At 72.9% G+C, this 21,070-nt stretch carries 17 protein-coding genes and 1 riboswitch; of the genes, 12 read left to right on the top strand and 5 right to left on the bottom strand.

Features of this window, described 5'->3' with window-relative positions:
* Window positions 1-483 precede the first annotated feature (483 nt).
* On the top strand, window positions 484-1,266 hold the full coding sequence (locus GUY61_RS15890; RefSeq protein WP_166630819.1) for a sulfite exporter TauE/SafE family protein: 783 nt from the start codon (window positions 484-486) through the stop codon (window positions 1,264-1,266).
* Between the two features lie 309 nt (window positions 1,267-1,575).
* Here GUY61_RS15890 and GUY61_RS15885 read toward each other — a convergent pair whose 3' ends face one another.
* On the bottom strand, window positions 1,576-2,439 hold the full coding sequence (locus tag GUY61_RS15885; RefSeq protein ID WP_166630817.1) for a serine protease: 864 nt from the start codon (window positions 2,437-2,439) through the stop codon (window positions 1,576-1,578).
* 411 nt (window positions 2,440-2,850) lie between these two features.
* Here GUY61_RS15885 and GUY61_RS15880 point away from each other — a divergent pair, with 411 nt between their 5' ends.
* The 4 genes from GUY61_RS15880 (at window position 2,851) to GUY61_RS15865 (ending at window position 7,303) form a co-directional block, all read left to right on the top strand.
* Complete coding sequence (locus GUY61_RS15880; protein WP_166630816.1) at window positions 2,851-3,945, top strand: sugar ABC transporter substrate-binding protein; 1,095 nt, start codon at window positions 2,851-2,853, stop codon at window positions 3,943-3,945.
* Window positions 3,946-4,036: 91 nt separating this feature from the next.
* Window positions 4,037-4,816, top strand: coding sequence for an ATP-binding cassette domain-containing protein (locus GUY61_RS15875; RefSeq protein ID WP_166630815.1), 780 nt, complete (start codon window positions 4,037-4,039; stop codon window positions 4,814-4,816).
* Entirely contained in the window at window positions 4,813-6,084 is a 1,272-nt protein-coding gene (locus GUY61_RS15870; RefSeq protein WP_166630814.1) for a sugar ABC transporter permease, read from the top strand. The genes GUY61_RS15875 and GUY61_RS15870 overlap by 4 nt, the downstream gene beginning before the upstream one ends.
* 13 nt (window positions 6,085-6,097) lie before the next feature.
* Window positions 6,098-7,303: an ROK family protein gene (locus tag GUY61_RS15865; RefSeq protein ID WP_166630813.1), complete on the top strand. Its 1,206-nt coding sequence runs from the start codon at window positions 6,098-6,100 to the stop codon at window positions 7,301-7,303.
* A 683-nt stretch (window positions 7,304-7,986) separates the two neighbouring features.
* Here GUY61_RS15865 and GUY61_RS15860 read toward each other — a convergent pair.
* Complete coding sequence (locus GUY61_RS15860; RefSeq protein ID WP_166630812.1) at window positions 7,987-10,833, bottom strand: BTAD domain-containing putative transcriptional regulator; 2,847 nt, start codon at window positions 10,831-10,833, stop codon at window positions 7,987-7,989.
* 400 nt (window positions 10,834-11,233) lie between these two features.
* Here GUY61_RS15860 and GUY61_RS15855 point away from each other — a divergent pair, with 400 nt between their 5' ends.
* The gene (locus GUY61_RS15855; protein WP_166630811.1) at window positions 11,234-12,619 is read left to right on the top strand and encodes an FAD-binding oxidoreductase; all 1,386 of its coding nucleotides are present in this window, start codon (window positions 11,234-11,236) and stop codon (window positions 12,617-12,619) included.
* Between the two features lie 142 nt (window positions 12,620-12,761).
* On the opposite strand, the gene GUY61_RS15850 is transcribed toward GUY61_RS15855, so the two are convergent.
* Together GUY61_RS15850 and GUY61_RS15845 are read right to left on the bottom strand one after the other, a co-directional pair.
* The gene (locus GUY61_RS15850) at window positions 12,762-13,403 is read right to left on the bottom strand and encodes a hypothetical protein (protein WP_166630810.1); all 642 of its coding nucleotides are present in this window, start codon (window positions 13,401-13,403) and stop codon (window positions 12,762-12,764) included.
* 296 nt (window positions 13,404-13,699) lie between these two features.
* Window positions 13,700-14,464, bottom strand: coding sequence for an AAC(3) family N-acetyltransferase (locus tag GUY61_RS15845; RefSeq protein WP_166630809.1), 765 nt, complete (start codon window positions 14,462-14,464; stop codon window positions 13,700-13,702).
* Between the two features lie 557 nt (window positions 14,465-15,021).
* On the opposite strand from GUY61_RS15845, the gene GUY61_RS15840 reads away from it, so the two are divergent.
* On the top strand, window positions 15,022-15,954 hold the full coding sequence (locus GUY61_RS15840) for an ornithine cyclodeaminase family protein (protein WP_166630808.1): 933 nt from the start codon (window positions 15,022-15,024) through the stop codon (window positions 15,952-15,954).
* 326 nt (window positions 15,955-16,280) lie between these two features.
* Window positions 16,281-17,162: a DUF4231 domain-containing protein gene (locus GUY61_RS15835; protein WP_313896680.1), complete on the top strand. Its 882-nt coding sequence runs from the start codon at window positions 16,281-16,283 to the stop codon at window positions 17,160-17,162.
* 18 nt (window positions 17,163-17,180) lie between these two features.
* Here GUY61_RS15835 and GUY61_RS15830 read toward each other — a convergent pair whose 3' ends face one another.
* On the bottom strand, window positions 17,181-17,663 hold the full coding sequence (locus tag GUY61_RS15830) for a hypothetical protein (RefSeq protein ID WP_166630806.1): 483 nt from the start codon (window positions 17,661-17,663) through the stop codon (window positions 17,181-17,183).
* 134 nt (window positions 17,664-17,797) lie between these two features.
* A riboswitch (cobalamin riboswitch) is annotated at window positions 17,798-18,011 on the top strand.
* Window positions 18,012-18,054: 43 nt separating this feature from the next.
* Between GUY61_RS15830 and GUY61_RS15825 the strand changes: the two genes are divergently transcribed.
* The 4 genes from GUY61_RS15825 to GUY61_RS15810 form a co-directional block, all read left to right on the top strand.
* Window positions 18,055-18,843 carry an energy-coupling factor ABC transporter permease gene (locus tag GUY61_RS15825; protein ID WP_166630818.1) on the top strand — a complete coding sequence of 263 codons (789 nt, stop codon included), beginning with the start codon at window positions 18,055-18,057 and terminating at the stop codon, window positions 18,841-18,843.
* Window positions 18,840-19,508, top strand: coding sequence for an energy-coupling factor ABC transporter substrate-binding protein (locus tag GUY61_RS41860; RefSeq protein WP_166630805.1), 669 nt, complete (start codon window positions 18,840-18,842; stop codon window positions 19,506-19,508). Before GUY61_RS15825 ends, GUY61_RS41860 begins: the two co-directional genes overlap by 4 nt.
* Window positions 19,509-19,514: 6 nt before the next feature.
* On the top strand, window positions 19,515-20,267 hold the full coding sequence (gene cbiQ, locus GUY61_RS15815) for a cobalt ECF transporter T component CbiQ (RefSeq protein WP_166630804.1): 753 nt from the start codon (window positions 19,515-19,517) through the stop codon (window positions 20,265-20,267).
* Window positions 20,264-21,070 (top strand): energy-coupling factor ABC transporter ATP-binding protein (locus tag GUY61_RS15810; protein ID WP_166630803.1); only part of this gene is annotated, 807 nt, incomplete at its 3' end. The genes cbiQ and GUY61_RS15810, both read left to right, overlap by 4 nt.

The raw sequence follows: 21,070 nt of genomic DNA, 5'->3' as shown, positions 1-21,070 counted from the left end.
GGGGAGGACGGGCTGGGGCGGAAGTGCCGTGGTCATGGCGTTCCTTCACAAGAGTGCGGTCCATCAGGCGTGATGGTGAGTGCGTCCGATCACCGGGGACCGGGCAGGGACCCCGGGCGCGCGAGCGGTGCGGGAGTGCCGTCGTCACCGGCGTCCGGGCGGAGCCCCGGGGAGCGGGAGACGGGCGGTGCGGCGTGTGCGGCGTGTGTGCCGCGCTCCTCACACGCGACAGCAGGCGGCGCTGACGACGTGACCAAAGTCGACATGCCGACGACGAACGAGTCGCTGCTCCGTGGGGGACATGGGCTTCATCCTGCGTGCCTCGCCGAGCCCTCGTCAATGTTTTCCCACTAAATAGATAGGAAATTAGGGGAAGGTGGCCGATCCGACCGCCCTCGTGTGTCCGGATCCATACCGCTCGGGCGCCGCGTCCCCTACGGTCCCCTCCTGGACGAGGAGGTCTCCGAGGGAGGTGAGGTATCGGTGACCTGGCCGGACCTGCTGCTCGGATTCGCCGCCGCACTTCTGATTTCCGCGGCGACCGCCCCGGTGGGTGTCTCCGGCGCCGTGTTCCTGCTGCCGGTGCAGGTCAGTGTCCTGGGGGTGCCGAGTCCTGCGGTGACCCCGACGAACCTGCTGTTCAACGTCGTGGCGGGCCCCGGGGCCCTGCTCCGCCACCGAAGGGCCGGGCGACTGGGGGGACCGCTCACCCGTCTGCTGATCGCGGGTACGGTGCCCGGCGTGGTCATGGGCGCGGTGATCCGGGTGTTCGCCGTGCCGGGGCCGCGCGTCTTCCGGCTGTTCGCCGCCGCCCTGCTGCTGCCGCTCGGGCTGTGGCTGTGGCTGCGGACCCTGCGCCCGGTTCCCGGCCGGCCCGCGGCACGGCCCTCGCCCCGCACCACCACCGCGCTGGCGGTGGCCGTCGGAGTCGCCGGAGGCGTCTACGGGATCGGTGGCGGCTCTCTGCTCGGCCCGATCCTCGTCGGCCGCGGAGTACCGGTTGCCGAGGTCGCCCCCGCTGCCCTCGCCTCCACCTTCGTGACCTCCGCCGTCGGCGCGGCCACCTACGCGCTGTTGTCGCTGGCCACCACCGGCGACGTCGCGCCAGACTGGCTGCTGGGCGTGGCCTGCGGACTCGGCGGCCTCGTCGGCGGCTACCTCGGCGCCCACCTCCAGCCCCGCCTGCCCGAAACCGCGCTGAAGCTCCTTCTGGGCACGCTCGCCGTCGCTGTCGGTGCCCTGTACGCCGTCCAGGTCCTACGCTGAACGGCACCCCTCCCGTTCCCTGCCCGGACAGGGTCGGTGGTGCCGGGCGAGCCACGGCGCAGTACTGCCCGAAGTCGGGGCGGGCAGAACCGGAACCGGCGCTGGAGCTCGAGGACATCGTCGCCGACCTCGCCGGTCTCTCCCGTACGCGCAGCCGGAAGCGGACGCCTTTCTCGCGTGTTTTGGACCGCGCACACCCGAAGTGGGGCAAGTCCGGGCAGAACGGCATGATTCGCGCCCCGGGTGAAGTCGACGCCGCCGGAGGCCGGTGGGCGCGGGCCGGACGCGCCCACCGGAACCGGAGCCGGACTACGGCTTGGGCAGCGCGCAGCCGGCGCGACCCAGGTCGATCTTGCTGTCGAGGCCGATGCAGGGCACGATCCCGTACGTCTGCTGGGCGTAGTTGATGCCCTGCCGCACGGTCACGTTCCCGCTCTCGTCGACCTCGCACGGGTTGTTGACGGTGCAGGACTCGCCGTCCTCGTTGCCGGTGTTGTTGACGGCGACGACCTTGCCGGTGGTGCTGTCGATGACGGGTGAGCCCGAGGTACCGCCGATGGTGTTGCAGCTGGAGGTGTAGCGGACCGAGTCCTTCCAGGTCCAGTCGCCCTCCTTGAGGCGGTACGCGAAGCCGTCGATGGAGCAGCTGTAGATCCGCTTCCAGTAACCGGAGACGACCTTGATGGCGGTGCCCTGGACCGGGTGCGCGGCGTTCAGCTCCAGCGCCCTGATCCCGTAGTTGTTCTCTATCTGGGCGTAGGTGCTGGTGAGTTGGTACAGCGAGACGTCGGTGTCCGTCATCGTCGCGTACGCGATCTTGCTCGCCCGGAGAGTGGCGATCCGGCTGCCCGCGGAGTTCAGGAGGCCGAAGGAGCGGCTGGAGGGCTGGTCGACGACGACCTCGCCAGGGCCCGGGAATCCGCTCTCCAGGCAGTGCCCGTTGGACATGACGAGGGCGGGGTCGTCCGCCTCGGCGCCAGGGGTGCGCACCACCGAGCCGGAACAGTTGCTGAGCGAGACGGTTCCGGCGAAGTCGACCGCCTTGATCTGGGCCTGCGGAGCGGTGGCCGTGGTACGGCTCTCCGAGGCCCGGCCGGTGTCCGCGAGGGCGGGCGCCGTACCCGCACCGACGAGTGCCAGGGTGAGCAGCGCGCCGGCGAGAGGCTTGTTCATGTGGGGGGTCCCCTCTTGTGTTCGGTTGTCATGTGCATTGTTGGGACTCCCGTGATGGTCAACAAGGGTCGCAATCCGGCCAACGGCCGGACGGTGGTCGGTTCGAGGCGGCGGCCGGCCGCGGCGCGGCGTTTCCGGGCGCGAGGCGGTGGCGCCGGGTGTTGCGCGCTACGGGTGGAAGCGGAGCCGGGTTTCGGCGACGTCACCTGATTGTTATGGCCGATGACAAATTCTCGGCTCCCGCGTCTGGCGCAGGGGTTCGGGGGAGTCGTAAGTTCCCGCTCACAACATTCAGCCGGGCGGATCAGTTGATAACCGGCAAATGATCAAGTGTGCTCCGCTGCCCCCGCCTTCCGACCACCACCCGTGCGTCCGGTCGTCCGGCCGTAACCGTCAGAAAGGACCCTGCCCATGCGCAAGGGACTCCTCCTCACCGCCACCTCCGTGGCGCTGGCCGTCTCGCTCACCGCCTGCGGTGACACCTCGTCGGACGGCGGCGACGCCGGCTCCGGCGCGGAGAAGCCGAAGATCGGCGTCATCCTCCCGGACAGCAAGTCCTCGGCCCGGTGGGAGACCGCGGACCGCAAGTTCCTCGGCGCGGCGTTCGAGGCCGCGGGTGTCGACTACGACATCCAGAACGCGCAGGGCGACAAGCAGCAGTTCCAGACCATCGCCGACCAGATGATCACCAGTGGCGTCAATGTGCTGGTCATCGTGAACCTGGACAGCGGCACCGGAAAGGCCGTACTCGACAAGGCCAAGGCCCAGGGCGTGGCCACGATCGACTACGACCGGCTCACCCTCGGCGGCTCGGCCCAGTACTACGTGAGCTTCGACAACACGGCGGTCGGCAGGCTCCAGGGCGAGGGCCTGAGCAAGTGCCTGACCGACATGAAGGCCAAGAAGCCGGTCGTCGCCACGCTGAACGGCTCGCCGACCGACAACAACGCCACCCTGTTCGCCGCGGGTTACAACGGCGTCCTCGACCCCAAGTACAAGTCCGGTGAGTACGTCAAGGGTCCCGACCAGTCGGTCCCGGACTGGGACAACGCGCAGGCCGGCACGATCTTCGAGCAGATGCTCACCAGCGAGCCCGGCATCGACGGCGTGCTGGCGGCCAACGACGGCCTCGGCAACGCGGCCATCGCCGTCCTGCGCAAGCAGAACCGCAACGGCAAGGTGCCGGTCACCGGCCAGGACGCCACGGTGCAGGGCCTGCAGAACATCCTGGCCGGCGACCAGTGCATGACGGTCTACAAGGCGGTCAAGAAGGAGGCCGAGGCCACCGCCAAGCTCGCCGTGTCCCTGGCCAAGGGCGAGGAGGGCGAGACGAACGCGACCGTCGAGGACCCCGAGGGCAAGCGCGAGGTGGCGTCCGTGCTGGAGACCCCGGTCGCCGTCTACAAGGACAACGTCGAGGACGTCGTGGACGACGGCTTCGTGACCAAGGAAGAGCTGTGCACGGGGAAGTACGCCGACCTGTGCGCCGAGGCCGGCATCAAGTAGCTTCCGGCCGGCCCGTCCGGCCGGCCCACCGGTCCCGGGGCCCTCACGCCCCGGGGCCGGCGATACGACGACCCCGAAGGAGCCGTCTTCCATGACAGCGACGACCCCGATCCTCGAACTGCGCGGGATCGACAAGAGTTTCGGCCCCGTGCAGGTGCTGCACGATGTGTCCTTCAGTGCCCGGCCCGGGGAGGTGACCGCCCTCGTCGGCGACAACGGAGCGGGCAAGTCCACCCTGGTCAAGTGCATCGGCGGCATACACCCCATCGACGGCGGCGAGTACTGGTTCGAGGGGGAGCGGGTCCAGGTGCACAGTCCGCGCGACGCGGCCGCGATGGGTGTCGAGATCGTCTACCAGGACCTCGCGCTCTGCGACAACCTCGACATCGTGCAGAACATGTTCCTCGGCCGCGAGAAGCGCCGGGGACTCGTCCTGGACGACGCGACGATGGAGGAGATGGCAGCCAGGACCCTGGAAGGGCTGTCGGTCCGTACGGTCAAGTCCATCCGCCAGCAGGTCTCCAGCCTCTCCGGAGGCCAGCGGCAGACCGTGGCCATCGCCAAGGCCGTGCTGTGGAACAGCAAGGTCGTCGTCCTCGACGAACCGACCGCGGCACTCGGCGTCGCACAGACCGCCCAGGTGCTCGAACTCGTCAGGCGCCTGGCCGACAACGGCCTCGCCGTCGTGCTGATCTCGCACAACATGAACGACGTCTTCGCGGTGTCCGACCGGATCGCCGCCCTCTATCTCGGCCGGATGGCCGCCCAGGTCAAGGCCTCGGACGTGACGCACTCCCAGGTCGTCGAACTCATCACCTCAGGACGCAGCGGGGACCTCGGCCTCGCCCACACCAACGGAGCCACCGCATGACCACCGCCGTCGCCCCGGGCAAGCCCGAGAACTCCGGTACACCGCCCAAGCGGGACGCCACCGGCACCGCGAGCCTGCGTTCGGTCGCCCGCACCTACGCCGAACGGGTACGCGGCGGCGAACTCGGCGCACTCCCCGCCGTCCTCGGCCTCGTCGTGCTCTGCCTGTTCTTCGCCGTCCTGCGCCCGGTCTTCCTGTCGGAACTGAACTTCGCCAACCTGCTCACCCAGGGCGCGGGCAGCATCGCCATCGCCATGGGGCTGGTCTTCGTGCTCCTCCTCGGCGAGATCGACCTGTCCGCCGGATACGCCAGCGGAGTCTGCGCCGCCGTCCTGGCCATCCTGCTCACCGACCACGGGTGGCCCTGGTACGGAGCGGCCGGCGCCGCCATCCTCACCGGCACGGTCATCGGCCTGGTGCTCGGTGTGCTGGTGGCGAAGGTGGGCATCCCCTCCTTCGTGGTCACCCTGGCCGCCTTCCTCGGCTTCCAGGGGATCGTGCTGATGCTCCTCAAGGAGGGCACCAACATCTCCATCCAGGACAAGACGATCCTGGCCATCGCCAACAGCAACCTCAGCCCCGCGCTCGGCTGGACACTGCTGGCCGTCTGTGTCGCGGCGTACGCCGCGGTCCAGCTCCGGCAGAACCGCAACCGCGGGCGCCGCGGGCTCGCCACGGCTCCGCGCAGCCTGATCGCGTTCCGGGTGGGCGGCCTCGCGGTCCTGGGCGCGGTCGCGGTCCACCTGCTCAACCAGGAGCGCAGCCGCAACGTCATCGTGGACTCGCTCAAGGGCGTACCGATCGTGGTGCCGGTCATCGTCGTCCTGCTCGTCGCCGGCACGTTCGTGCTCCAGCGGACGTCGTTCGGCCTGCACATCTACGCCGTGGGCGGCAACGCCGAGGCGGCCCGCCGGGCCGGCATCAACGTGGCGGCCATCCGCGTCAGCGCGTTCGTCATCTGCTCCGCCCTCGCGGCGGTCGGCGGCATCATCGCCGCATCCCGGGGCAACTCCGTCGACCCCAACACCGGCGGCAGCAACGTCCTGCTGCTGGCGGTCGGCGCCGCGGTGATCGGCGGCACCAGCCTCTTCGGCGGCCGGGGCCGGGTCGTCGACGCCGTGCTCGGCGGCATGGTGGTGGCCGTCATCCAGAACGGCATGGGCCTCATGGGCTACAGCTCCGGGGTCAAGTACGCTGTCACGGGCTCGGTCCTGCTCGTGGCCGCGGGCGTGGACGCGCTGTCCCGACGCAGGGCCGCACAACGATAAAGGTCGGAGCACGATGAGAGCCGGTCCCTCACAGGAGGAGATACGCCGGCACAATCTCGGCACGCTGCTGCGGCACGTGCACATCGGCGGCCCCGCCTCCCGGGCCGTCCTGGCCGACCGTATGGGCCTCAACCGCAGCACCATCCTGGGCCTGGTCAGCGACCTGGCCTCGGTCGGCCTCGTCCGCGAGGAGCTTCCCAGGGACACGGGCAGGGCCGGCCGGCCGTCCCTGGTCGTACGGCCCGAACCCGACCGCGCCTGGGTCCTCGCCTTCGACGTCGGCGTGGACCGGCTCGCCGCCGCCCGTATCGGGCTGGGCGGAGTCTTCCTCGACCGGCAGGAGGTTCCCTGGCCGCGCGAGGGCCTGCGCGCCGGCGAGGTCGCCGGCATCCTCGCCGGCTTCGCCCGGCGGATGACGGACGCGGCGGGGCACGGAACGTGCTGCGTCGGCGTGGGCGCCGCCGTCCGCGGCCTGGTCCGACGCCCCGACGGACTCGTACGCTCCGCTCCCAACATCGGCTGGGCCGACGAGGAGTTCGGCGGGGAACTCACCCGGCGGCTGGACCTCGGACTGTCCGTCTCCGTCGGGAACGAGGCCAACCTCGCGGCCCTGGCCGAGCACCTCAGGGGCGCCGGCACCGGCTGCCGCGACCTCATCTACCTGCACGGCGACATCGGCATCGGCGGCGGCATCATCGCGGGCGGCCAACTGCTCGACGGCGACGGCGGATACGGCGGTGAGGTCGGCCACATGGTCGTCAACCCGCGAGGAGGCAGACCGTGCGGCTGCGGCGCGTACGGCTGCCTCGAGGCCGAGGCCGGGGAGCGCGCCCTGCTCCAGGCCGCCAGACGCGACCCGCTGGCCACCGGCCGGGACGCGGTACGCGCCGTCGTCGACGCGGCGGACCGGGGCGACATCAGCGCACGCGCCGCCCTGCAGGACGTCGGGGACTGGCTCGGCATCGGCATCGCAGGCCTGGTGAACATCTTCAACCCGGGGACCGTGATCTTCGGGGGCACGCTCCGCGAGGTGTTCCTCGGCTCGGCCGCCCGGATACGCAGCCGGATCAACAGCCAGGCCCTCGCGGCCTCGCGCGACCGTCTGAGACTCCGCGTCGGGGAACTCGGCGACGACGCGGTGCTGGTCGGAGCCGCGGAGTTGGCGTTCTCCGACATCCTGACCGGCCCGCTCGAAGCCCTGGCCCGCGCCACGGTGTAGCCGGCGGGCGGCGGCCTGCCCCGGCCCGCTTCCGCCGTCGGGTGTCCTGCTCACCGGCTGTTCTCCCGCTGTGTTGCGGTGAGGCTTTTCGCCGTCGATGCGATGGATGCGGTGGTTTCCTGCTTCGTTGTCCTGGCTGCGGATCGCGGATGACGGTCGGGTTCTGGGTCGTCCTGCCCCGGCGGTGTGTCCTGGGCCGCGCCAGGCGGCCCGCCACCGCTGTCCACCCCGGTCCGCTGGAGGCGCCGGGCCGCGCCACGGCGCAATCGGCCGGCGGCGGCCTGCCCCGGCCCGCCGTTCCGCGGCCGGATGTCCTCCTCCACCGCTCGGCTGCCGCGGCCGGCCGCCTCACCCGGTGGCGGGGACGGGCCGGTCCGTCCCGGTCCGGGACGAGGCCGCCGTGGCCGCCCCCCCACGGGGCGGGGACCGCCGCCGCAACCTCGTCCACCCGCGTCGCGGCGGCGTCGGCCGGCAGTGGCGTCGGCCGACGGCGGCTTCGGCGGCGGCATCGGCTGGGTGACCGACCGCCCCGCCCGCCGGACGGTGACGCCACGCCCGTGCGCGCCGGTGGCCGCCGCCCGCGTGCGGGTGAGCGGCCCCCGGGGGCGGCCGGCTCGGGGTGCACGGCTTCCGGGGACGGCTGGGCTACGGGGCAGCGGTCCCAGGGAACGGCCGGCCCCGGGTCAGCAGCCCCGGGACGGCCGGGCCCCGGGAGGGCTGAACTCCCTAGCCACGCGGGACAGCATGTCGCTCACCTGGGCCGGGGAAAGGTTCCCGCCCCGTTCCTGGCAGCGGGCGAGGTCGGCCGGCGGGAGGGCGGTACGGATCCGTTCGACCTGGCGGGGGCCGTCGACGGGGTCCATGGCCAGAGGGGAGAAGCCGACCCGGGCCCCGCGCTCCTCCACCACCCCCAGCAGTACGGCGGCGTCCCCGGGGCGACCGCTCAGCGCCATGGCCACGGCCGTGGAGAGCGCGATGACCAGCCAACCGGTGACATCCCCGTCCTCCTCCAGGTCCAGCAGCGTCGCCAGGCCCGCCGTCAGCGCCTGTTCGGCCCGCCCCAGGTCGAGGTCGATCTTCATGACCAGCCATGCCGAGGACGCCTGGACGAAGCGGTACCCGCAGGCGACGGCCAGAGTGATGGACTCCGTCAGCACCCGGCGGGCGCGTTCCGTCTCGCCGGCCATGCGCAGCAGCATCCCCACCACCATCAGGGACTCGGCCTCCAGCCACGGCTCTCCCGAGATCCGGGCCAGCTCGACCGCCGCCTCCGCGCGCTTCGCCGCCCCGGGCTGCCCGCCCATGCCCTCGAACAGCGCCCGGTACGCCAGCGCCTGCGCCTCGACGGTCGTGTCGCCCGCGTCCCTGGCCCACCGGGCGGCCTCCGCGGCCGCCTTCGCCGCCGTCGCGAAATCCCCGTTGAGGTAGCTCAGCGTGCTCACGCCGATCAGCGCGCGCGACCGGGGGCCGGGCGAGCCCTCGGGGCTCAGCTCCAGGGCCGCGTTCAGCCAGCCGAGCCCCTCGGTCGCATGTCCCCTGCGGTACCAGAACCGGGTCAGCGCACCGCCGAGCCGCAGCGCGTACTCGCCGTCCCTGGCCAGCAGCGCCGAGTTGAACGCCACCCGGATCTCCGGCTCGTCGCGGCCGGCCTGCTCCGTGGCGCGGGCCGCCTGCCGGCCCTCCATCAGCTTGCCGGCCGCCTCGGAGCGTGCCAGCACCCACGCGCGGTGCGCGGCCTGGGCGTTGGTGAGCAGCGCGGGATCGGCCTGCTTCCTGCCGTACTCCTTCAGGGTCTCCAGCATTCGGTAGCGCCGCGGTGCCGTGCCCACCTCGGCGGTGACCAGCGACTTGCGTACCAGCGCGGTCACCTCGGCGAGCACCGGCCCGCCGCAGACGGCCGCCGCCGCGTCCAGGTCGAAGGAGCCGGCGAACACACTGAGCCGGTGGAAGGTGTCCCGCTCCCGCGGCGTGAGCGAGCGGTGGCTCCACTCCACGGCCGCCTGCAGCGCCCGGTGCCGCGCGGGCCCCGTTCCCGGCCCGCCGACCAGCACCGCGAACCGGTCGTCCAGGGCCTGGGAGATCTGGTCGACCGAAAGCACCCGGCACTGCGCGGCGGCCAGTTCGATGGCCAGCGGCAGTCCGTCCAGCTCGCCGCAGATGCGCTGTGCCGTCGTCAGCTCGCCGTCGTCCGGCACCCAGCCGGGTGCGGCGGCGGCCGCGCGGGCGAGGAACAGCTCGCGCCCCGCGCCCGCCGTCAGCGGGGGTACCTCGAACACCGCCTCGCCCGCGACGCCCAGCGGTTCCCGGCTGGTGGCCAGGACCCGCAGCCCTCCGCACCGGGTGAGCAACTGTGCGACGATCCCGGGCGCCACCTCCAGCAGATGCTCGCAGTTGTCCAGGATCAGCAGCGTTCCGCGCTCGCCCAGCACCTCCGCCAGACGCTCCGCCGTCGCCGCCTCCCGGATGCCGAGCGCGTCGCCGATGCCGGCGGTCAGCAGCCGCGGATCGGGCTCCTCCAGATCGGCCAGCTCCACCAGCCACGGCCCGTCCTCGTCGTCACGGGCGTGCGCGACCTCCAGCGCCAGCCGGGTCTTGCCGATGCCACCGGGGCCGGTCAGGGTCACCAGCCGGTGCCGCTCCAGCAGCGCGGCGACACGATCGCACTCCTCCTCGCGCCCGATGAGCCCGGTCAGCGCGTAGGGCAGGTTCCGCCCTCGCGGCGCCGCGAGGGCGGGATCCGCCGTGCGAGCGGGCGGAGGTGCCGCGGCCTCGTCCTGTGCCAGGACCGCCGCCTCCAGCCGGCGCAGCGAGGGACCGGGGTCGATGCCCAGCTCCTCCGCGAGCACCCGGCGCGCGGTGCGCAGTGCCGAAAGCGCGTCGCCCTGGCGGCCCGACCGGTAGAGCGCCAGCGCGAGCAGCTCCCAGCCCCGCTCGCTGAGCGGCTGCTCGGCGGTGTGCTTCTCCAGGTCCCCGATCACCGCGGCATGCCGGCCCCGGGCGAGTTCGGCGGCGAACAGGTCCTCGTGCGCGGACAGCCGCAGGCCGTGCAGTCTGGCCGCCTCCGGCGCGGCGAAGGGGTACTCGCCGAACTCGGCGTACGCCGCGCCGCGCCACATCGTGAGCGCCTCGCCGAGCACGGAGGCCGCCCCGTCGGCGTCCCCGCCGCGCAGCAGCCGTTCGCCCCGCTCGGCCAGGACGGTGAAGTGTTCGGCGTCCACCGACTCCGCGGGGAGCCGCAGCGCGTAGCCGATGTTCTCGCGCACCAGGACCTGGGCGGGCTGTCCGTTCGTACGGCCCGGCTCCAGCGCCTTGCGCAGGGCCGCTATGTACGAGTGCAGGGTGGCCGCAGAGGCGGGACGCCGCTCGTCCCATGCCTCGGCGATGATCGCGTCCTGGGTGACAAGACGCCCCCGCGCGGCCACCAGCACGGCGAGTACGGCCCGCTGCCGCGGCCCTCCGAGCGCCGCCTCACGTCCGTCCACGGTGGCCGTCATGTGTCCCAGTACGCCGATGCGGACCTCTGCCGACATGCCCCCCACCTCCTCTCATGCGGGGCAAGAGTGCCAGATCAGCCGTATGTACCGGAAGTGACACCGGTACCCGGGCCCGGCCCCGGCGGACCCCGCGCCGCCGCCGGCGGGGACGCCGCGGGGCGGCGGTGCGGGGCCGGCCCGCTCCCGGCGGCGGCACACAGGCCCGGACGACGGCTTGGAGACGGCTGGAAACGGGCCCGGGAGGCCTCCCCGCCGCTTCCCAGCGCCCTGCCAGAGGGGGGCGCGAGGCTGAGGGCATGACACGGGTCCGCGACGCCCGCCGTCCCGGACCGCCCCGGGCCACCGTCACCGGGATCCGGGGTCCGCCCGGTGCCCGGACCCCAGGCGCTTCGCCCGACGAGAAGACAGAACGAGAAGACAGAAGAGGCAACCAGCCATGTCAACCGCGACGAATCCCCTGACCACCGGCGACCTGGACCGGCTGAAGTCCGGCTTCGCCGGGCCCGTGTTCGTCCCCGGTGACCCGGGCATGTCCGACGAGGCCGCCCCGTTCAACCGGACCGTCTCCCACCGCCCGCTGGTCGTGGCCGCCGCCACCCGCGTGGAGGACGTCGTCCACGCCGTGCGCTGGGCCGCGGCGCGCGAACTCCCCATCGCCGTGCAGGCCACCGGGCACGGCGCCGTCGCCCCGGCGGACGGCGGCCTGCTCGTCACGACCCGGCGGATGGACGAGGTCACCGTCGACGCGGCGCGGCGCACCGTGCGCGTCGCGGCCGGCGCCCGCTGGAAGAGCGTGATCGCCGCCGCGGCCGAGCACGGCCTGGCACCACTGAGCGGTTCCTCCTCGGACGTCGGCGCGATCGGCTACACCCTCGGCGGCGGCCACGGCATCCTCGGCCGGCAGTACGGATTCGCCGCCGACCACGTGCTCGCGGTCGATCTGGTGACCGCCGACGGACGGCTGCGGCAGGTCACGGCCGAGAGCGAGCCTGAGCTGTTCTGGGCGGTGCGCGGCGGCAAGGGCAGCTTCGGCGTCGTGACCGCGATGGAGATACGGCTGTTCCCGGTGATCACCGTCTACGCCGGGGGGATCTTCTTCGCCGGGTCCTCCGCGTCCGGCGTGCTGCACGCCTACCGCGCCTGGGCACCGACCCTGCCGGAGCAGGCCTCCAGCTCCGTCGCCCTGCTCCGTCTGCCTCCGCTGGAGGAACTGCCCGAGCCGCTGCGCGGCCGGTTCGTCGTCCACCTGCGCTTCGCGTACAACGGTCCCGCGGAGGAGGGCGAGGCGCTGCTGGCGCCGATGCGGACCGCGGGAGAGGCCGTACTCGACCACGTCGGGGAACTGCCGTACACGGCCACCGACAGCGTGCACCAGGACCCCAAGGACCCGATGCCGGTCTGGAACAGCGGGATGCTGCTGCGCTCGATCGAGGCGGAGACGGTGGAGGCACTCGTGGGCGCCGTCGGCCCGGAGGCGGACGTGCCGCTCGCCATGGTGGAGATCCGGCAGCTCGGCGGTGCGCTGTCCCGCCCGGCGTCCCCGCCGAACGCGGTGTCCGGCCGGGAGGGCGCCTACGGGGTCTCCGTGGTCGGTGCGCTGCTGCCGGGCATCGAGGAGGCCGTACCCGCCGCGGGCAACGCCGTCCTGGGCGCCCTGGAGCCGTGGGCCGCTCACGGCGCGCTCATCAACTTCCTGGGTGAGACCTCCCCGGAGCAGCTGGCCGGAGCCTGGGACCCTCAGGCGCGTACCCGCCTGCTGGAGATCAAGCGGGCGTACGACCCGGCCCGCCTGTTCCGCCTGGGGCACGCGATCGGCGCCTGACGAACCGTGGCCCCGCCGGGCGCGCGGAGGCGCCCGGCCGGCCGCCCCTCGGTGCCGCGCGCGGGGGTGGCACCGGAGACCGGAACGGCCCGGGGCCGGAGGCAGGAAATGCCTCCGGCCCCGGGCCGTCGTGCGCCGCCGGCTACTTCTCCAGGTCGGAGCGCATCTTGACGAAAAGCTCTCCGGCCTGCTCGAGCGCGCTGTCCGGGAAGTGGGCCACTCCGACGGTGTTCTCGTCGGCCCAGCCGCAGATGACGTCACCGGCCTCGGCGTCGAGCGAGGCCAGCATGCACTCCACGGAGCCGCCCAGGGGGCCCGGGTCGGCAACCGGCTGGGCCTCGGGCTGGCCCAGCTCGTAGTCCCACGCGATGTGGTCCAGCATCCCCCGCCAGAGGTGCTCGCGGCGTTCGGAGGTGTCTTCCGGGACGTTGTCGACGGCGACGACGAGGATGCCCGGGTTCATGTCGTAGTAGTCCATCACCAGGTTCATGCCGTCCCGCATCTCGCCCGGGTCGATGCTCACGTCGCTCGCCGCACCGTCCGCCCTGTCCATGCCGGCCGCCACCGGCGCGTTCACCACCCGCCGCGCCTGGGAGGTGTCGGCCGGGGTTTCGGTCTCGGCCGGGTCCGCGGTGTTTCCGGTGTCGGCCTCGGGGCTCTCCGCGCCGACCGTGGCGGCGGGTGAGTCGGTGGGCAGGGCGTTGAGGTTGTCGTCCCGGCAGCCCGAGAGAAGGACGAGGCCGAGTGCTGCCGCGGTGATGGCCGGAACGCGCCGTACGCGCATGGTGAAGTGCTCCCCGTGAAGACCGGCGGCCTGGCGCCGGTCGTGTCCGATGTCGTTCGGCGGCGGCCGTGAGCGCAAGTGGTCGCGTGATTCACGGGGGGTGGCACGGCATCAGTCCGCGCGGCCCGTACGCCGTCGGTCCAGACTGTGCCGCGGGTGGCTTGGAATCGACTGGGAACGCACGGGGAACGGCGGGGAACCGGCATCCGGTTCTCAGCGGGTCCGGCGGCCGCTGCGCGCCGCCTACCGGGTGCGCCGAGTGCACCGGGTGCACCGGGTGCGCCGGGAAACGACGTTCACCGGCGGAGAGCGGTCAGGGTGCCGAGGGCGTGATCGACGGCCTCCCTCAGGCCGAACAGCACCGCGGGCTTCCCTCCCGCGTCCCGCTCCTTGAGCAAACCCCGCGGCAGCGCGGCGCCCACGGCGGCGAAGTCCCCGTCGTCCAGGACGATGTCCCGGTAGGCGGTCCAGTGCCCCTTGCGCTCCGTCACACAGCGGTACGTGCGCATCGGCACCGGGGGCGACAGCCGGTACTCGGCGAGATGGAACGCGCTGCACACCTCGAACCCGACGCGGAGGAGCAGCACTTGGGCCTCCGACTCGTACAGCCGGGCGAGCGGGGAGTGCTCCCCGAGATGGCAGTGAGGGTCGTGCCCGCCGAGCAGTTCGGCGGCACGCGCGCCCAGCGCCGCGAAGGAGGTCTGGGGGTGCACGCTGCGCACGGCGCCGGGGAAGGTTCGTACCCGCTCGGCGAGCCTGCCCATCGAGGGACATGGGGTGGACTCCGGTTCGAAGGGGAGCATCGATTCCCGGAACGCGGCCCTCTCCTCCTCGGTCATCCCCTCGGTGAGCGTGCGGTACTGCCTGGAGGTGTCGGAGTTCTCCGGAGTGAACGCCGGAACGACGAGGGTGCCTTCCGGACCGAGTGCGTCGAGGAGCGAGGCGACCACTTCCGTGTCCCGCAGGCCGCTGCCGCGCAGCGAGGCGTGCACCAGCAGCACCCCGCCCCGCCGCACCCCCAACCCGTCCAGTACGGCGGCGAGTCCGCGCTGCCCGGTCACACGAGGTCACCCGCCTTTCGGGTCGCCGCCCGGAGGGAACCGGCGTCCGTTCCACCCGTGCCACATCCCGCCACGGCCGGGGATCACGGGCGTCGCGCAAGAAGGACGAATCCTCTGCCCGGACGGCTAGTGCCGCGTCAGCCAGGGTTCGCCCCGTCGCGACGGCCTGCACGGCACTCGCCCGCAGCCCTCCGGCCGCGGGGGGTACCCCCACGCTGCGTTGGCCGAATGCCCGAGCAGGCCCACTACGAGGGCTTCCGGCCGCCTTGCGATGCTCCCCCCGCCTCCGGCGGGAGGTGCCCCCGGCACCGGACGCCGCTCCTCAGCGGGCAAACCCCGACCGACGCGGCACTAGTGCGTCACTTTCCGAACATCATCCACTACGCAACCGCACGCGACAAGATCCCCTTCGACCTCCGGCCGCGCGCGGAAGCGCGGCGTCGCCGGACTCGGGCCGTACGGGCGACCACGGCTCACGAGGGATCCGGCCGGTCGGCTTCCCGACGACCCGCGGCCGTACTGGAAATGGCCGCACATGTTCTGAGAGAACTGAGCGCGTGAACCCCACCGCGCTCTCACTGATCGACGCCGGAGAACTGGCGCGCCGCCTGCCCATGCCACTGGCCATTCGGGCAGTGGAACAAGCCCTGCGCGCGGGGCTGGACCCCGAAGCGGACATCCCCCGCACCGTGCTCGACGTCGACGCGGGCCAGCTGTTGCTGATGCCGTCCACGACAGCCTCGTACACCGGAGTGAAGATCGCTGGAGTCGCGCCCCGCAACCCCGCCCGCGGGCAGCCACGCATCATCGCCTCCTACCTCCTGATGGACGCGGCCACGCTCCGCCCGACAGCCCTGTTCGACGGCTCCGCCCTGACCCTGCTGCGCACCCCCGCGGTTTCCGCCGTGGCGGTGGACCACCTGGCGGTTCCGGATGCCGAAAGGCTCGTCGTCTTCGGCGCCGGACCGCAGGCATGGGGCCACGTGGAGGCAGTCCGGGCCGTGCGCCCCATCTCCTCGGTCGGGGTCGTCGCGCGTCGCCCGGAGCCGGCGGCGAAGCTGGTCGAGCGCTGCCGGAGAGCCGGCCTGAACGCGGAGACGGTCCCGTCGGAGGCCGTCGCGACCGCCGACATCGTGGTCTGCTGCACGACATCGCGTACGCCGCTGTTCCCGGCAGCGGCCGTCGCGTCCCACGCGGTCGTCGTGGCCATCGGGTCCCACGAACCGACGGCCCGGGAGGTGGACACCGAATTCGTCGCCCGGGCCACGGTCGTTGTCGAGGCGCGCGCCGCGGCGCTGAGTGAGGCAGGCGACATCCTGATTCCTCTGCGCTCCGGCGACATCGATGCCGGGGTGATTGCGGGCAACATCGCCGAACTCGTGCGCGGAGCCGTGAACGTCATGCCCCTGAGGCCGAAGCTCTTCAAGAGTGTGGGCATGTCGTGGCAGGACCTGACCGTGGCCGCTGCCGCCATGGAAAGGCCCTCATAGGCGTGGTGTTGGACCTCGCTCACGGTCCGCGCGAGGGCAAGGGCTTCCAGCACGCGGATGCGGGCCGGAACCCAAGTGATCGCCGCCTTCCGCCGGGGCGCAGGTCTGGCCGGCCGCCGATCGCGGTCACAGCCGCGCCGGTTGGATTCGACGGCTGTCGGCCCACTTCGGCGGTGCGAGGGCGAATGAACGCCGGGGTTCGGACGACCGGTCGTGCGACGCTGGTACTCCGTCGCACGGCGCGGCACCCTGAATTCCCGAAGCCATCGCCTTCGTCATTCATGAGGTGCACAGTGTGGGCCACCACTCCCGGACCGAGCACGACCGTGAGCGACCATGATCTTCCTCAGCTCTTTCTCGCGAACGACCGCTGGGCGTTGGCCCGGCAGGGCGAGTCCTTTCGAGCCACCCGCACACAGCTGATCCTGCTCCTGCTGGCCACGGCCTTCGCCGTGCTGGCCGAGCGGCTGGACCACCGTGTTCCGGCGGTCCTGGCGGCCGTCCTGTACGCGTCGACGATCCTCATGGGCGCCCACACCGCGCGGCGGCGGGCCCGCGCGCACTGGCAGGCGCATCGTGACGTGGCGGAGACGGTGAAGTCGCTGGCCTGGCAGTTCATGGTGCACGGCGGGCCCTTCCACTCGCGCGTACCCGATCCCGAGGCACTGTTCGCCGAGCGGCTGGAGCAGCGGCTGCGCGAACTGCGCAAGGTCGGCTGGCAGGACACCCGCGGCGGCCCGTACGTCGTGGGAGCCGGCCAGGTCTCGGAGGTCATGCGGGCCACGCGGGCCAAGCCGTTCGAGGCGAGACGCGACATCTATCTGAGGGACCGGGTCACGGAACAGCACACCTGGTACCGCAACAAGGCCCTGCAGGAGCGCCGGGCCTCGGTCGGCTGGTCCACGCTGACCGCGGCGCTCACCCTGATGGCGCTCCTCGCGGCCGTGTTCCGGGCGCTGGGCACGGGCACAGCCTGGGACCTGACGGGCCTGCTGGCCACGGCGGCCGCGGCCGGGGTCGCCTGGCAGGAGGTGCGGAGGTACCGGCCGCTGGCGTACGCGCACGCGCTCGTGGAGCAGGACCTGGAGACTCTGAGGGTGGCGCTGGGAACCACGGTCGGGGAAGAGGGCTGGGCCTCGGCCGTCGCCGAGACGGAGCGCCTGATGTCGCCCCAGCACACGGACTGGCTGGCACGGTTCGGCAAGTGACGCCCGGCGGGCGGGACGTCAGTCCCGCCGTGCGCCGGGGCTCCACAGCACCGTCACCGGGACCCCCGTGCGCCTGGCGTACGCCACGATGTCCCCCGTGCCCCCGAGCCCGCGGGCCGGACGGCCGTCCCAGACAGCGAGAAGCCTGTCCACGTGGTCGACGATCCACGTGCCCGCCTCGTAGTACGCCTGCTCGTCGGACCGAGCCGTCGGCAGGTCGATCCGGTCGGTGCAGGCCTTGAGCAGACGCTGGTACGAGACCAGTTCCTCCGCGCTGAACTGCTGCTCGTAGTCCGTGCCGGGGATGACCGCGGTGACCGGGATGCCGTGATCCAGCGCGACCTCCGCGAAGAGCTGGTCGCTGCCCGCCGCCAGATTGGTGAACGCCTCGACGGGACCGCCGGCGCGCGCGGGAACGAGCTCCTCGCGCATGCCCGCGAGCACGCGCTCCATGACTGCGTCGGGGATGACGCGATGCCCGGTGACGCCGATCCGAGTCATGGTCCCGCCCCTTGCCGTCATCGCCATCGACCTCCGCATTGTTCCCGGTCGGGCAAAGGCGTACACATTTGGTCACATTCGGTAGCAGTCGTGGGCCGGGCAGGAGGGCCGCTTGCCGCCCCTCGTGGGGCGCACTACTGTCACAGGGCCTTGGTGAACGGGAAACCGGTGCAAAACCGGTGCGGCCCTCGCCACTGTGATCGGGAAGTCCGGCTCCACCCCCGCGGCAGCGCACGACCGTCGACGGGAAGCCACTGGGTCCCCGCGGGCAACCGCGGGTCCGGGAAGGCGGAGTACGGGCGGCATGACCCGTCAGCCAGGAGACCGGCCAGGGTGCGTTGTCCATCCACGAGGTGCTGGAGAGGTCTCCTTTCTCATGCCATACACGGCCATGCACATAGCCGAGGGCTATCTGCCGCCCCTGCACGCGATCGCCTGGGGCGCCGCGTCCGCCCCGTTCGTCGTCCACGGCGTCCGTGCACTCACCCGCGAAGTCGGGGAAAACCCCGAATCCACGCTGCTGCTCGGCGCCTCCGGCGCTTTCACCTTTGTTCTGTCGGCGCTCAAGCTCCCCTCGGTGACCGGCAGTTGCTCACACCCCACCGGCACCGGCCTGGGCGCCATCCTCTTCCGGCCGCCGATCATGGCCGTACTGGGAACCATCACCCTGCTCTTCCAGGCGCTGCTCCTCGCCCACGGAGGGCTCACGACGCTGGGCGCCAACGTCTTCTCCATGGCGGTCGTCGGTCCCTGGGCGGGCTACGGGGCGTACCGGCTCGCCCGCCGCTTCGGTGCCCCGCTGATGGCGGGAGTGTTCACCGGAGCGTTCGTCGCCGACCTGTCGACGTACTGCGTGACGAGCGTTCAGCTCGCACTCGCCTTCCCGGACCCGGCGAGCGGCATTCCCGGCGCGCTCGCCAAGTTCGGCGGCATCTTCGCCGTCACGCAGATCCCGCTCGCGGTCAGCGAGGGCCTGCTCACGGTGCTGGTCATGCGGCTGCTGACGCAGTCGAGCAAGGGTGAACTCCTCCGTCTCGGCGTGCTCGCCGCCACCAGGTCGGGCGCCGGGCCGGGGTCCGGGCCGGGGTCCGGAACGGGGTCCGGGCCGGGGTCGGCGTCCGGACCGGAGGCCTCGGCCGGCGCCACGGAGCCCGGGCGCGGAGGGGCGGTGAACCGGTGAACCGCAACACGAAGATCAACCTGCTGCTGCTCGCCGTCGTGGCGGCGCTCGCCGTGCTGCCCCTCGCCCTCGGCCTCGGCGACGACAGGGAGGAGCCGTTCACGGGCTCCGACGCCCAGGCGGAGACGGCGATCACGGAGAACGACCCTGAGTACGAACCCTGGTTCACCCCGCTGTACGAGCCCCCGTCGGGGGAGATCGAGTCGGCACTGTTCTCCCTGCAGGCCGCGCTCGGGGCCGGGGTCCTCGCCTACTACTTCGGGCTGCGGAGAGGCCGCAGGCAGGGGGAGGCACGGGCACGGGCCGCCCACACCGCGGTCGCGGCGGCGGCCGCACCCGAGGCCGGCCGGGACGCGGGCCACGGCCACGGCCACGGCCACGGTCATGCCGGTGCCGCACCGGACGAGGCGGGCGGTGCGGAGGCCGCCGCGTCCGCCGCGTCCGCCGCGTCCGCCGCGTCCGCCGCGTCCGTGGCGCCTGCGGCGTCCGCGGCGCACGTCGGAGCAGGCCGCACGTCGTCGTCCGGCCGCGCGCCGGATCCGGCCGGCTCTCCCGGCCCCGGAGATCCCGGGCCGCCGGCGGGGAGCGGCGGCACGGCGGCAGGCCCGGCCGCGCCCGGCCGCCGCCCCGGCTCCGGCGCCGACTCGCACGACACTCCGTCGTAGCCGCCGGTGCTGCCCATCGACGCGGCGGCGCACAGCAATCGCTGGCGCCACCGCCACCCCCTGGACAAGGCCGCCCTGGGGCTCGGCCTCACTGTGAGCGCCGTCAGCCTGCCGCCGTGGCCCGGTGCTGTCCTCGTCGCGGTGGCCGCCGTCACCGCCGCGCTCGGACCCGCCCGGGTACGGCCGAGGCAGCTCTGGCGCGCCTACCGCATCCCCCTCGGCTTCTGCGTGACGGGCGCCGTGCCGCTGCTCTTCCAGGTGGGCGGGCCCGACGGGCTGGTCGCCCTGGCGCCCGGCGGGCCGCAGCGGGCCGCCGAACTGCTGCTGCGCACCTCGGCGGCCTCCCTCGGCGTGCTCCTCTTCGCCTTCACCACCCCCATGTCCGACCTGCTGCCCCGCCTGGTCAGGGCGGGTGTCCCCGCACCCGTCGTCGATGTCGCCCTGGTGACGTACCGGATGAGCTTCCTGCTCCTCGACACCGTCGCGAAGGTGCGGCAGGCACAGGCCGCCCGGCTCGGCAACAGCGACCGCGCCGCCGTCTGGAGATCCGTCGCCGCCCTCGGTGCGACCGTCTTCGTCCGGGCCTTCGACCGGGCCGCCCGTCTCCAGGGCGGACTGGCGGGCCGCGGCTACGACGGGACCCTGCGCGTCCTGGTCCCCGACGTCGCGGTCTCCCGGAGCTTCCTCGCCGCGACCGGGGCACTCCTCGCGGGCATCGCCGCCCTCACCCTCGTACTCGAAAGGGCCCTCCTGCCATGACTCTCCCCGTGCCCGCCGTGGCGCCCGCCGTGGTCGAACTGCGCGCGGGCAGATACGCGTACGAGGATGGTCCCGTCGTCCTCGACGGAGTCGACTTCGCCGTCCCGGAGGGCCGCTCGCTGGCCCTCCTCGGCCGCAACGGCAGCGGCAAGACCACCCTGCTCAGGCTGCTCAGCGGCGGCCTGCGCCCGACGGCGGGGCACCTGCTGGTCGCCGGGGAACCGGTGACGCACGACCGCAGGGGCCTGACCCGGCTGCGCAGCACTGTGCAACTGGTCCTCCAGGACCCCGACGACCAACTCTTCGCGGCCTCCGTCGAGCAGGACGTCTCCTTCGGCCCGCTCAACCTCGGTCTCGCGGACGCGGAGGTGCGGGCCAGGGTCGACGAGGCCCTGGAGGCACTGGAGATCGGAGAGCTGAGGGACCGGCCCACGCATCTGCTCTCGTACGGGCAGCGCAAGCGCACCGCGATCGCAGGCGCCGTCGCGATGCGCCCCCGCGTACTCGTTCTGGACGAGCCGACGGCCGGACTCGATCCGCGCGGCCAGGAGCGGCTGCTGGGCGTGCTGGGGCGGCTGCAGAGCACCGGTACGACGGTGGTAATGGCGACCCACGACGTGGACCTCGCCCTGCGCTGGGCCGACGACGCGGCGGTCCTCTGCGACGGGCAGCCCCGGGTGGGCGCGGCGCCCGGGCTCCTCGGCGACCGGGAGCTGCTGGCCCGCGCCGGGCTGTGCCTGCCGTGGGGAACGGCGGTCACCGAACTGCTGCGGGCACGCGGGCTGCTGGGGGAGGGGGAGGCG

This window comes from Streptomyces sp. GC420, assembly GCF_009916105.1.
GTDB lineage: Bacteria > Actinomycetota > Actinomycetes > Streptomycetales > Streptomycetaceae > Streptomyces.
The sequence above is the reverse complement of the archived record's forward strand: the minus strand, read 5'-3'. Positions and strand labels throughout refer to the sequence as shown.

Coding starts and splice junctions, on each gene's coding strand:
- GUY61_RS15885 (WP_166630817.1), bottom strand. CDS start 2,439: ATGAACAAGCCTCTCGCCGGCGCGCTGCTCACCCTGGCACTCGTCGGT.
- GUY61_RS15865 (WP_166630813.1), top strand. CDS start 6,098: ATGAGAGCCGGTCCCTCACAGGAGGAGATACGCCGGCACAATCTCGGC.
- GUY61_RS15870 (WP_166630814.1), top strand. CDS start 4,813: ATGACCACCGCCGTCGCCCCGGGCAAGCCCGAGAACTCCGGTACACCG.
- GUY61_RS15880 (WP_166630816.1), top strand. CDS start 2,851: ATGCGCAAGGGACTCCTCCTCACCGCCACCTCCGTGGCGCTGGCCGTC.
- GUY61_RS15850 (WP_166630810.1), bottom strand. CDS start 13,403: ATGCGCGTACGGCGCGTTCCGGCCATCACCGCGGCAGCACTCGGCCTC.
- GUY61_RS15830 (WP_166630806.1), bottom strand. CDS start 17,663: ATGACTCGGATCGGCGTCACCGGGCATCGCGTCATCCCCGACGCAGTC.
- GUY61_RS15875 (WP_166630815.1), top strand. CDS start 4,037: ATGACAGCGACGACCCCGATCCTCGAACTGCGCGGGATCGACAAGAGT.
- GUY61_RS15860 (WP_166630812.1), bottom strand. CDS start 10,833: ATGTCGGCAGAGGTCCGCATCGGCGTACTGGGACACATGACGGCCACC.
- GUY61_RS15855 (WP_166630811.1), top strand. CDS start 11,234: ATGTCAACCGCGACGAATCCCCTGACCACCGGCGACCTGGACCGGCTG.
- GUY61_RS15825 (WP_166630818.1), top strand. CDS start 18,055: ATGCACATAGCCGAGGGCTATCTGCCGCCCCTGCACGCGATCGCCTGG.